General features: G+C 71.7%; 9 protein-coding genes. 7 read left to right on the top strand and 2 right to left on the bottom strand.

Going from position 1 to position 10,573, the window contains the following annotated elements:
* Positions 1–24 precede the first annotated feature (24 nt).
* The 3 genes from AOK15_RS24050 to AOK15_RS24060 all read left to right on the top strand — a co-directional run bounded on the left by AOK15_RS24050 (position 25) and on the right by AOK15_RS24060 (position 3,549).
* A complete protein-coding gene (locus tag AOK15_RS24050; protein ID WP_167738847.1) occupies positions 25–1,383 on the top strand; it encodes a carboxylate--amine ligase in 1,359 nt (452 codons plus the stop codon).
* 43 nt (positions 1,384–1,426) lie between these two features.
* Entirely contained in the window at positions 1,427–2,629 is a 1,203-nt protein-coding gene (locus tag AOK15_RS24055) for an FAD-dependent oxidoreductase (RefSeq protein WP_055520252.1), read from the top strand.
* Positions 2,630–2,742: 113 nt separating this feature from the next.
* Positions 2,743–3,549, top strand: coding sequence for an HAD family hydrolase (locus AOK15_RS24060; RefSeq protein WP_055520254.1), 807 nt, complete (start codon positions 2,743–2,745; stop codon positions 3,547–3,549).
* 62 nt (positions 3,550–3,611) lie between these two features.
* Here AOK15_RS24060 and AOK15_RS24065 read toward each other — a convergent pair whose 3' ends face one another.
* Positions 3,612–4,379 carry a transglycosylase SLT domain-containing protein gene (locus tag AOK15_RS24065; protein WP_055520256.1) on the bottom strand — a complete coding sequence of 256 codons (768 nt, stop codon included), beginning with the start codon at positions 4,377–4,379 and terminating at the stop codon, positions 3,612–3,614.
* An 806-nt stretch (positions 4,380–5,185) separates the two neighbouring features.
* Between AOK15_RS24065 and AOK15_RS24070 the strand changes: the two genes are divergently transcribed.
* From AOK15_RS24070 to AOK15_RS24085, 4 genes are all read left to right on the top strand, one after another.
* On the top strand, positions 5,186–6,196 hold the full coding sequence (locus AOK15_RS24070; protein ID WP_055520257.1) for a polyprenyl synthetase family protein: 1,011 nt from the start codon (positions 5,186–5,188) through the stop codon (positions 6,194–6,196).
* Positions 6,197–6,585: 389 nt separating this feature from the next.
* Positions 6,586–7,944 (top strand): LolA family protein, encoded by a 1,359-nt coding sequence (locus AOK15_RS45180; RefSeq protein ID WP_055520259.1) that lies wholly within the window; start codon positions 6,586–6,588, stop codon positions 7,942–7,944.
* A 76-nt stretch (positions 7,945–8,020) separates the two neighbouring features.
* Positions 8,021–9,004, top strand: coding sequence for an ABC transporter ATP-binding protein (locus tag AOK15_RS24080; RefSeq protein WP_055520264.1), 984 nt, complete (start codon positions 8,021–8,023; stop codon positions 9,002–9,004).
* Positions 8,991–9,983, top strand: a complete 993-nt coding sequence (locus tag AOK15_RS24085) for an ABC transporter permease (RefSeq protein WP_079058657.1) — start codon at positions 8,991–8,993, stop codon at positions 9,981–9,983. Before AOK15_RS24080 ends, AOK15_RS24085 begins: the two co-directional genes overlap by 14 nt.
* Positions 9,984–10,061: 78 nt before the next feature.
* Here the strand turns inward: AOK15_RS24085 and AOK15_RS24090 are convergent.
* On the bottom strand, positions 10,062–10,573 hold a 512-nt coding region (locus AOK15_RS24090), incomplete at its 5' end, for an amidase family protein (RefSeq protein WP_240508569.1).

The following is a 10,573-nucleotide window of genomic DNA, read 5'->3' on the forward strand; positions in this document are numbered from 1 at the left end:
GTCCGGGTCCGGTAAGGGGGACACGTGGGGGGACCCGTGGCCAGGGGCGCCGGGCATGCGCCGATCCCGGTGGATCGGGATGTTCCCGGGCTCATCGTCAAGTTCGGTGACTATCCGCTGCACCACGGCGGCGTCGGGGCGATCCGCAGCCTGGGGCGGCTCGGTGTGCCCATGTACGCGATCACCGAGGACCGTTACACGCCGGCCGCCCTCTCGCGGTACCTGCGGCGGGCGTTCGTATGGCCCACCACCGGGACCGAGGCGCCCGAGCTGCTGGTGGAGGGGCTGCTGAGGATCGGGCGGGAGATCGGGCGGCCGAGTGTGCTCGTGCCGACCGACGAGGAGGCCGCGGTGCTCATCGCCGAGCATCAGGACGCGCTGGGCGCGGTGTTCCTCTTCCCACGCGTCGAGCCCAAGCTGCCACGTCGCCTCGCCAGCAAGCAGGGGCTGCACGAGCTGTGCGTCGAGCACGGCGTCGCCAGCCCCACCGCCGCCTTTCCGCAGTCGTACGACGAGGTCGAGCGGTTCGCGGGACGGGCCCGCTTCCCGGTGGTGGCCAAGAACCGGGAGGCGTTCGAGCGGCGCCGCCAGCCCGCCGTCAACGGGACGACCCGGATCGAGAGCCCCCAGGCGCTGCTGCGGCTCGCCCGCGGATGGGGCGAGCGGCCCGGGGTGATCCTCCAGGAGTACCTGCCCAGGGAGGACGCCGAGGACTGGATCGTGCACGCCTACTTCGACGCGGAGTCCACGCCGCTCGCCCTGTTCACCGGGGTGAAGGTGCGCTCGTGGCCGCCGCACGCGGGGATGACGGCCAACGCGTACATCGTCGACAACCCGGAACTGGCGGACATCGCGGCCCGGTTCATCAAGCAGATCGGCTTCAGCGGCGTCATCGACCTGGACCTGCGTTTCGACCGGCGGGACGGGCAGTACAAGCTGCTCGACTTCAATCCGCGGATGGGCGCGCAGTTCCGGATCTTCGAGAACGAGGCGGGCATCGACGTCGTGCGCGCCATGCACCTGGATCTGACCAGACGCCCGGTGCCGGAGGGGGAACAGCTCGCCGGGCGGCGCTACATCGTGGAGAACATCGACCTGCCGGCCCTGCTCGCCTACCGGCGCAGCGGGTACACCACACCGCACGCGCCCGCCCGCGCGAACGGTACGGAGCTGGCGTGGCTCGCGGGTGACGACCCGCTGCCGTTCCTCACGATGCTCGCGCGCTTCGTGCGGCCCGGCGCGAAGCACCTCTACCAACTGTGGCGGGCCAACCGGTCCGGCCGGACGGGCGCTGCCGGCCGGTCGAAACGGTCCCGCCGTTCGCGCCGAGGAGGCCGGGGCGGGCGGATCGGGCGGGGCGACCGCTTCGGGCTCCGCAGCTAGGCAGCACACGAAGTAGGCACATCGCGTCCTGGGGAGGGACTTCGTGATTCAACCGGTAGCAGTCATCGGCGCCGGGCCGTTCGGTCTGTCCACCGCAGCCCATCTGCGGGCGCACGGCATTCCGGTCCGTGTCTTCGGGGAACCCATGGTCAGCTGGCGGGACGGCATGTCCGCCGGGATGCTCCTGAAGTCGACACCGGTCGCGTCGAACATCGACGCGCCGCAGCGCGGCAACACCCTGCGCGACTACTGCGACGCGGTGGGCATCCGCCGGCTGGTGACGGACGAGGACATCATCCCCGTGGAGACCTTCACCTCCTACGGCGAGTGGTTCCAGCAGCGGCTCGTGCCCGAGCTGGAGCGGGTGCGCGTCGTCTCCGTGGACCGCGGCAGGGGCGGCGGCTTCGAACTGAAGCTGGACTCGGGGGAGTCGTTCACCGCGCGGGCCGTCGTCGTGGCCAGCGGGCTGTTCGGGCTCGCGCACGTGCCGCCCGAGCTGGCGGGGGCGGCCGGCGACGGGCCCACGCCGGGCGGGCCGGTCTCCCACAGTTCCCAGCACCACGACCTCGGACGGTTCGCCGGCAAGGAACTGATCGTCGTCGGGGCGGGGCAGTCCGCGCTCGAGACGGCCGTCCTGGCCGCCGAGGCGGGAGCCCGGGTACGGGTGGTCGCGCGCGGCCGGGGCGCGGTGGCGTTCGGGGCGCCGCCGTGGAAGCAGCCGCGGCTGCGGCCGGAGTCGCCGTTCGGGCGGGCCTGGTCGCTGTGGGCGCTCAGCTACCACCCGCACCCCTACCGGTATCTGCCCGCCGAGGCCCGGCACTACCTGGTGCGCCGGGTGCTCGGGCCGCTCGGGGCGTGGTGGCTGCGCGAGCGCTTCGAGGGGCACGTCGAGGTGCGGGAGGTCGACCGGGTGGTGCGCGGCGGGATCATCGACGGGGGCCCGCGGCTCGTGGTGCGGGGGCACGACGGGCGTACGGAGGAGATGGCGGCCGACCATGTCATCGCGGCGACCGGGTACCGGGTGGACCTCGGGGCGATGGGCTTCCTCGGCCACGAGCTGCGGACGGAGCTGGAGGTGAGCCGAGGGACGCCGGTGCTGGGGGCGGGATTCCGGTCGTCGATCCCCGGGCTGTACTTCACGGGGCTGCCCGCGGCGGCCTCGTACGGGCCGGTGATGCGGTTCGTGTGCGGCACGGAGTTCGCCTCACCCCGGCTGGCCCGGCACCTCGCGGGCGCGCACGGCTAGGAGGGCCTCGGCGTACGCGGCGCCCCGGCGATGAACACGGGTTCGGGCAAAGGGAGTTGACGTCGGCCGGTTCCGGGCGAACCGATGGGGGTCGGCATCCGTATTCTCTGATCATGGCCGCACCCACCGCATATTCACTCATCGCCACTGACCTGGACGGAACGCTCCTGCGCAGTGACGACACGCTCTCCGACCGGTCCCTCGCCGCATTGGCGCAGGCCACGGAGGCCGGGGCTCAGCACCTCGTGGTGACGGGACGGCCGGCGCCGAGAGTGCGCCCCCTCTTCGACGACCTCGGCAGCAGGGGGCTCGCGGTGTGCGGGCAGGGCGCGCAGTTGTACGACCCCGGCGCGGACCTGCTGCTCTGGTCGGTCACTCTCGACCGGGAACTCGCCGAGACCGCGCTCGGCAAGATCGAGGCCGAGGTGGGCCAGGTGTACGCGGCCGTCGACCAGGACGGCGTCGACGGCCTCACCCTGATCGAGCCCGGCTACCTCATGCCGCACCCCACGCTGCCCGCCCTGCGTGTACCGCGCCGGGACGACCTGTGGTGCGAGCCCATCAGCAAGGTGCTGCTGCGCCACCCTTATCTGTCGGACGACGAGTTGGCCTCGGCGGCGCGGATGGCGGTCGGTTCGCTGGCGACGGTGACCATGTCGGGGCCCGGCACCGTCGAACTCCAGCCGTGCGGCATCACCAAGGCCACCGGTCTCGCCCTGGCCGCCGAGCACCTCGGCCTCACCCCGGGCGAGACCATCGCCTTCGGGGACATGCCCAACGACATCCCGATGTTCGACTGGGCCGCGCACGGAGTCGCCATGGCCAACGCCCACCCCGAACTCAAGGCCGTCGCCGACGAGGTGACCCTGTCGAACGAGGACGACGGGATCGCGGTGGTGCTGGAGAGGCTGTTCGCCTGAACGCCCGCTCCCTCCGGGCCGGTGACCCGGGGGGAGCGGACCGGCCCGAGGGCCGCGCGGGATCAGTACGCGCCGAAGACGTTGTCGATCGAGCCGTACTTCGCGGCGGCGTAGTTGCACGCCGCCGTGATGTTCGCGACCGGGTCGAACGGGTCGAAGGCGGTGCCGGGCACGTGGTAGGCGGCGAAGGTCGGGTCGATGACCTGGAGCAGGCCCTTCGACGGGGTGCCCGCGGCGGCGTTGGAGTCCCAGTTGTTGATGGCCTGGGGGTTGCCCGAAGACTCCCGCATGACGTTGCGGTAGATGCCGTCGTACGAGCCGGGGATCCCGTTCTGCGCCATGACGTCCAGCGACTCCCGGATCCAGCCGTCGAGGTTGTTCGGGTACGTCGTGGCGGCCGCCGGGGTGGCCTGGGCCACCGTGCCGGCCGGCTTGCTCGTGACCGCCGGCTTCTTCTTCGTCGCCGTCGTCCTCGTCGCCATGAGCTTCAGCTTCAGGCCCGGGTGGATCAGCCGCGGGTTGTCGCCGACGGTCTTGCGGTTGTCCTTGTAGAGCCGCTGCCAGCCACCGCTGACACCGTGCTTCCGCGCGATCGAGGACAGCGTGTCCCCGGAGGCGACGGTGTAGGTGACGGACTTCGGCTGGACGACGGCCGGCGCGGTCCGCGCGGCCGACTGCACGGAGGCGGCGGCCTGGGTCGGCTGGGCGGCGCTCGCGGTGCCGACCGCGGTGAGCGGCAGCACGAGGGCGGCGCCGCCCGTGCCGACGGCGACGACGCCACGGGTGAAGGGGTTGGTTCTGGGACGGCGGTGCTTGCCTCGTCCGGGCATGGCGGATTCCTCTCCGGCGCCTGCGAGGTGAGCTGTCGGGTTCGGGCGGGAGGCGCCCGGCCGCACTCGGCCGCCCGGCGTGCGCCGTGCGTGCGGCGCGCGTCGGTGGTCCGTGTGTGGCTTCACCCCGAGCCGGTCCGGTGGGGAAGGCCGGACCGGCGGCTTACCTGGTTCCCCCGCTCCTGCCGTGCGTGGTCGAGTGGTCGGGTGGGGAGTCCGGGCGGCGGCAGGATTCGGCGGTCCGTCCGGACGGGGTGTGAACGTATGCGAGAGCACACGAGGGGAACAAGCCTCGAATCCGGATATGGGCGTAGTTGACCTTGAGTTTGCCTGAAATGGGCGTCGGGTTCGCGCGCTTTGCGCACCTCAACTTGCCTACTGCAAAGGGAAAGCGGGGCGGGTGGGGCGAGGTGCTGCACTCGGCGCGCGTGACCCAACTCACGGGAGAAGTGGGGTGAAGTGCGGGTAACGCGCAAAACGGTCAACTCGGGTTGCCCGGAAGGCCGGTTTGGGGTGGTGCGGGGGTGGGGCGAGAGTGGCGCACAGAGGTGGATTTCGGTCATCGCGGACGGTGCGATCGTGGGCGCCGCTGAATATGCGGACATATCTCCTGATCAGGAATATTTCGGGCGTCCATCCGTGTTGTCCAGGTCGAACCCGTGGGCGCTCGTGGTGATCGAAAGGTGACCGGATACGCTGACTCGGGTGATGGCAGCGACAGATCGACAAACTGTGTCATCGACCGTGAGACCGACCTAGACCGACCGTGTGATCGTCAGCAGACGTCAGCAGACAGGAGAACCCTCGTGACCGTCGTCGAGCCGTTCGGGCTGAGCGCGCGGGACCAGGCTCTCGAAGCCGATGTCCAGGCCGGACTGGCTGCCGTCGAGGAGGGTCTGCTCGAGGCCACCAAGAGCGAGGTCCCCTTCATCCAGGAGGCCGCCCAGCATCTGCTGCGCGCGGGCGGGAAGCGGTTCCGCCCGCTGCTCGTGATGCTCGCGGCCCAGTTCGGCGACCCGTACGCGCCCGGCGTGGTCCCCTCGGCCGTGGTGGTCGAGCTGACGCATCTCGCCACGCTGTACCACGACGACGTCATGGACGAGGCCGAGGTCCGCCGGGGCGTGCCCAGCGCCAACGCGCGGTGGGGCAACTCCCTGGCCGTCCTGACCGGCGACTTCCTCTTCGCCCGCGCCTCCCACGTCCTCGCCGACCTCGGCCCCGACGCCGTCCGCATCCAGGCCGAGGCCTTCGAGCGGCTGGTCACCGGACAGATCCTGGAGACCGCGGGCCCCCGCGACGGCCGCGACCCCATCGACCACTACCTCGACGTGCTCGGCGGCAAGACCGGTTCGCTGGTCGCCGTCGCCGGACGGCTCGGCGCGCTGATGGCCGGCGCCGACGAGACCGTGGTCGACGTGCTCACCCAGTACGGGGAGCGGCTCGGGGTCGCCTTCCAGCTCGCCGACGACGTCCTCGACATCGCCTCCGACTCGCACGAGTCCGGCAAGACCCCCGGTACGGACCTCCGTGAGGGCGTGCCCACCATGCCGGTGCTGCGGCTCCGCGAGCGGGCGGGACGGCTCGGCGAGCCCGACGACCTCGCCCTGTGCGAACTGCTCGACTCCGACCTCACCGACGACGCCCGCCACGCCGAGGCCCTGGCCCGCCTCCGGGTGCACCCCGCGCTCGAACAGGCCCGCCGGGACACCGTCCGGTACGCGGAGGAGGCGCGGGCGGTGCTCGCCCCCCTGCCGCAGTGCGGAGCCAAGGAGGCCCTGGTCGAGCTGTGCGACGCGGTGGTGCACCGGGCCGGTTAGGTCCGGCCCTCCGCCCCCGCCCTTCACTCTCCGCGGCCGTTCCCTCGTCCGGTCTTCACCCCTGCGGTCTTCGCTCTCCTCCGGTCGTCACTCTCCTCCGGCCTTCGCCCTCCTCCGGTCTTCGCCCCTGCGGCCCTCCGCTTCCGGCCGTCGCCCCGGTGCGGGAGGGCTGGTTCTCGTGACCCCTACGGGTTTCCCCGGGCTTCGTCGGACCGTGTCATCCCGAAGCAGTCGCTGTGTCATCCCGTAGCAGTACATGGAGTTGAGCCCCGAGTCTGACGACGCAGTCCGGCCGATTTGGTCAGATGGGTATCACCACTCCTCACCGATTCGGGTGAGAATGGCGGCTCTAAGTGGACGCCGCCGCCGACGACGGAGGTAAGGCACACATGGCACCGTACGAATCCGACGACAGCGCCCGCGCCGGTGACGCGGCCGTGCTCGCGGCCGAGGCCGAGGAGGTGCGTTCGGCGCGACGCCGCAAGGCCGCGCGGTACGTCGTCCCGGCCACCGTGCTGGGCGTGGCGGCGGCGACCATCGGTCTCGTCCCGGCCTTCGCCGGTTCCGGCGACCCCGATCTGCCGAAGATCAGCGCGCAGGAACTCATCGAGAAGATCGCCGCCTCGGACGTACAGCGCGTGTCCGGCACGGTGAAGATCACCACGGATCTCGGCCTGCCCGACCTGGGCGGTCTCGCCGACAGCCTGGTGGCGCAGGGCGCCTCCGGCGGCGACGGCTCCTCCGCCGACCCGTCCTCCAAGCTGCTCGAACTCGCCACCGGCACCCACACGTTGCGGATCGCCACCGACGGCCCGGACAAGCAGAAGCTGTCCCTGTTGGACAAGACCTCGGAGTACAGCCTCATCCACAACGGCGACGAGGTGTGGGCGTACGACAGCGCCTCGAACGAGGTGTACCACGCGACCGGCGCCGGCGAGGAGGGCAAGGGCGGCAAGGGCCGTGAGGACGTTCCCGAGGACGTGCCCGCCACGCCGCAGCAGCTGGCCGAGGAGGCCCTGAAGGCCGTCGACGACACCACGTCCGTGACCGTCGACGGGACCGCGCAGGTCGCCGGGCGCGACGCGTACAAGCTGGTGATCGCGCCCAAGCAGTCCGGTTCGACGATCGGCGCGATCTCCATCGCCGTCGACGCGAAGACGGGGCTGCCGCTGAAGTTCACGCTGACCCCGGCGAGCGGTGGTTCGGCCGTCGTGGACGCCGGTTTCACCGAGGTCGACTTCGGCAAGCCGAGCGCGTCCACCTTCGACTTCACCCCGCCGAAGGGTGCGAAGGTCACCGAGGCCGACGAGATGGAGGGGTCCGGCCACCACGACGACAAGGGCGACGGGTTCGGCGAGGACTTCGAGAAGGAGTTCGGGAAGGACTTCGAGAAGGAGTTCGGGAAGGAGTTCGGCGAGGGCGCGGACCGCAAGGGGGCCGGGGCCGCGGAGGAGGAGTTCGCGAGCGGACTCGGCGGGCTGAAGACCATCGGCAAGGGCTGGAGCGCCATCGCCGTGATCGACAGCGGTGCCGAGGGCGGCATGCCCACCGGTGGCTCCGAGTCGTCCGGTGACAGCCGCGTCGACGGGTTCCTGGACTCCCTCGGCGACCAGGTCAAGGGCGACTTCGGCTCCGGCACGGTCTTCAAGACCCGCCTGATCAACGTCCTGTTCACCGATGACGGCAAGGTGTACGCGGGCGCCGTCACCAAGGACGCGCTGGTGAAGGCGGCCGACGCCGCCAAGTAGGCCCGTGCGCCGTACGCCCTATGCCCGAACGGGTGTACGGCCGTACGGCGTACGCCTGTACGTGAATGAGGGAGCCATGCAGGAACAGTCCGCCGCCGACACGGGCGCGGGCGGGAGGGCGGCCACCGGTGCGGCGGTGATCTCCACCCGTGCGCTCACCAAGCGCTACCGCGGCGGGCAACTCGCCGTGGACGGCCTCGACCTGACCGTCCCGGCGGGCAGCGTCTTCGGCTTCCTCGGCCCCAACGGCTCCGGCAAGACCACCACCATCCGCATGCTCATGGGCCTGATCGAGCCGACCTCCGGCACCGCCGAGGTCCTCGGCAGGCCGATGCCGCTGGCCGCCCGGACCGTACTGCCCGAGGTCGGCGCCCTCATCGAAGGACCCGCGCTGTACGGGTTCCTCTCCGGCCGCGACAACCTCCTCCGGTACGACGCCGCCGACCCGACCGCCGACCCCCGCACCCGGCGCGCCCGCGTCGGGGTCGCGCTGGACCGGGTCGGGCTCACGGCCGCCGCCGGCAAGAAGGCGAAGGCGTACTCGCTGGGCATGAAACAGCGGCTGGGCCTCGCCTCGGCGCTGCTGCGACCGCGACGTCTCCTCGTCCTCGACGAGCCGACCAACGGGCTCGACCCGCAGGGCATGCGGGAGATCCGCGCCCTGGTCCGCGAGTTGGCGTCCGACGGCACCACCGTCTTCCTCTCCTCACACCTGCTCGACGAGATCGAGCAGGTGTGCTCGCACGCCGCCGTCATGACCCAGGGCCGGCTGATCACCCAGGGCCCGGTCGCCGAACTGGCCGCCGGGGCACGGGGACGGCTCGTCGTCACCACGCCCGACCCGGCGGACGCCGCCCGGGTGCTCAAGGAGCAGGGGGTCGGTGACGTCGTGGTGACGGAGGACCGGGTGACCGGCGAACCACCGGACCGCGACCTCGCCGAACTGAACGCGGCGCTGGTCACCGCGGGCGTACGCGTCCGCGGATTCGGCGTCGAACGCGCCTCCCTGGAGGACGCGTTCGTGGCACTGACCGGGGAGGGCTTCGATGTCGCGGGTTGAGCAGGGGGGCACCACCGCCGGCGGGGCCACCACTTCCGAAGTGACCACGACTTCCGACGTGACCACGACTCCCGACGCGACCACCGCGTCTCATGCGGGTGCCGGGGTGGGCAGGGCGCCGAGCCTGGTGTGGACGTTCGGGCTGTTCCGCAGTGAGCTGGTCACCACCTTCCGGCGGTGGCGGACGCTCGCGCTCCTCGCCGTGCTCGCGGCCGTGCCGATCCTCGTCGGGATCGCCGTGAAGATCGAGACCGGTGACGGGTCGTCCATGGGCGGCGGTCCGGGCGGCGGGGGCGGTGGCGGCGAGGGCCCGGCGTTCATCGCGCAGATCACCAACAACGGGCTGTTCCTGGTGTTCACGGCACTGGCCGCGACGCTCCCCTTCTTCCTGCCGATGGCGGTCGGCGTCGTCGCGGGGGACGCGATCGCCGGCGAGGCGGGCGGGGGCACCCTCCGCTATCTGCTGGTCGCGCCCGCCGGCCGCACCCGGCTGCTGCTCACCAAGTACGCCACGGTGATGACGTTCTGCCTGGTCGCGACCCTGGTCGTGGCGGCCTCCGCGCTGGCCGTGGGGGCGCTGCTGTTCCCCCTCGGCGAGGTGACGACGATCTCGGGGACACGCATCGGCTTCGGCGAGGGACTCTTCCGGGCGCTGCTGATCGCGTTGGCGGTGGCCGCGTCACTGATCGGGATCGCCGCGCTGGGACTCTTCGTCTCGACCCTCACGAACAGCGGCATCGCCGCGATGGCGACCACGGTCGGACTGCTCATCACCGTCCAGATCCTCGACCAGATCCCCCAACTCGACGCCCTCCACCCGTACTTCTTCTCCCACTACTGGCTGTCCTTCGCCGACCTCATGCGCGAGCCGGTCTACTGGGACGAACTCCAGCGCAACCTCGGCCTCCAGGCCCTGTACGCGGCGGTCTTCGGCTCGGCGGCCTGGGCACGGTTCACGAGCCGGGACATCACGACGTAGCGGTTCCGCAGGGGCAGGGGCTTGGCCTTGTGAGGGCTGAGGGCTGAGGGGTGAGGTCGGGTTGCGCGGCTGGTCCGGCTATGTGCGGGCGGCTTCGGCCGCGCGGGCCACGTCGAGCAGCAGGTCCTCCTCGCCGTGGCGGGCCACCACCTGAAGGCCGACCGGGCAGCCGTCGGAGCCGAGGCCGGCCGGGATGCTCAGGGCGGGGTGGCCGCTGAGGTTGAACGCCCAGGTGAGGGCCGTCGAGTAACGGTCGCCGGGGCCTTCATGGCCGTGCGGGGCGTTGGGGGTGGCCGGGGTCAGGAGTAGATCGGCGTCGGCGAACAGCGTGTCGAGCCGCCGGTCGTTTTCGGCGCGAAGCGCGTCGACCGTGGGGCGCCCGGCCCCGGCATGCGGGGCCGAGGAGTCGCGCAGGGCCAGCCAGGCGGGGGCCGGGTCGTCCAGACGTACGGGCCGCGCCGGTGGTACGAGGCGGAGGAGACCGGCGTCCACGAGGCGGAGCGCGGCGGCGTGGGCGACAGCGGCGGGCTCCGGGTCGGGGCCGGCGAAACCGAGGTCTGCCGACCAGATGGCGGTGAGGGGAAATCGGG

Origin of the sequence: Streptomyces ossamyceticus, from assembly GCF_001418475.1 — a bacterium.
Classification (GTDB): Bacteria; Actinomycetota; Actinomycetes; order Streptomycetales; family Streptomycetaceae; genus Streptomyces; species Streptomyces ossamyceticus.